We start from the raw sequence: 1,298 nt of genomic DNA on the forward strand, positions 1-1,298 counted from the left end.
TGTCTAGTCCTGAAATATGGCTACAGTTTAAAAATTGATTTACGCTGTTTTTAAATATACCATATTGGGTGTTTTATAGTCTAAAGATACATGTAATCTTACTTGGTTGTAAAGATTAATAGCGCTTTTTGTGGCTTTTTTGGCGTGTTGTACACTATCAAAGGTCTGGTCAAGATAAAACTCGTCTTTAAGGATTCCATTTACACGTTCGGCAATAGCGTTTTCATAGCAATGGTTGTCTTCGGTCATGCTAATTTTGATATTGTTTCTCTTTAAAATCTTCGTGTATACATTGCTGCAATATTGTATACCTCTATCCGAATGATGTATTACATTCTCAGTATTTTTAGCTTGATATAATGCTTTTTTAAGCGCTCTGGTACAACCGCTAAGTTCAAGGCTGTCACTAAGGTCGTAACCTATAATTTTCCTTGAATACATATCTGTAATAAGCGCTAAATAGCAAAACCCTTTTACAGTTCTGATGTATGTAATATCACTTACCCAAACTTGATTTGGTCTATTAACAAGTACATCTTTTATGATATTTTTATGTTTATAGAACCTATGCAAAGAGTTGGTTGTTTTGTAGCTAGGTTTCTTTCTTGTTATAAGCATATTGTGTTTTCTAAGAATGTTGAAAAGTGTGTCTCTACCTACTTTGAGGTTGGCTTTATCAAAATCATTTTTTAAAGATATTTTAAGTTTACGCACGCCTTCTCTAGGCAAGGATCTGCGTTTTTGGTTGACAATTTGTATGACTTGTTGTTCCAGTTTTAAACGTTTGTCAGCTCTATATTTATACTTGTAGTATGCATCACGTTTAAGTCCAAAAAGAGCAGTGATTGTCGTCAAAGACGCAAATCCTTTAGATTTTTCCTTTGCCTTAATTAGCGCTCTATATTTAGCTTTTTTTTTAGTTCAGCAACAGATTTATAGCCAAGGTCTTCAGCAGCAACTTCCAGGTATGAATCTTGAATCATGGCATCCATGTCTTTCTTTAACAAGAGTTTTTTAAGTTGTTCAATTTCCTTTTGCAGTTCTTTAATTCTGGTTATCTCATCTTTTGTTTTCACAGTTATTCGTGTGTTCATAAGGTCTTTACGGTTATACTTTTTAATCCATTCATTAATGGTAGTGGGATTAATTCCATACGCCTTACCTAATTGATACTTGTTTAATTTTCCGGTTGTAAGTTCTTCTAAAATTTTCAGTTTGAAAGGTTCTGAATACCGTCTGATTACTTTGTCGTTTTTATACATAATGTTTAAAATTATGTAGCCTTTATTCAGGACGGG

The 1,298-nt window shown here is 32.9% G+C and carries 2 protein-coding genes; both read right to left on the reverse strand.

What is annotated here, in order from left to right; translation table 11 throughout:
• Window positions 1-39: 39 nt before the first annotated feature.
• Entirely contained in the window at window positions 40-855 is an 816-nt protein-coding gene (locus tag PK35_RS16950) for an IS3 family transposase (RefSeq protein WP_044627773.1), read from the reverse strand.
• Window positions 856-890: 35 nt separating this feature from the next.
• Window positions 891-1,298 (reverse strand): transposase (locus PK35_RS16955; protein ID WP_238320939.1); only part of this gene is annotated, 408 nt, incomplete at its 5' end.

It is taken from the genome of Neotamlana nanhaiensis (genome assembly GCF_000943555.1).
GTDB classification, from domain to species: Bacteria; Bacteroidota; Bacteroidia; order Flavobacteriales; family Flavobacteriaceae; genus Neotamlana; species Neotamlana nanhaiensis.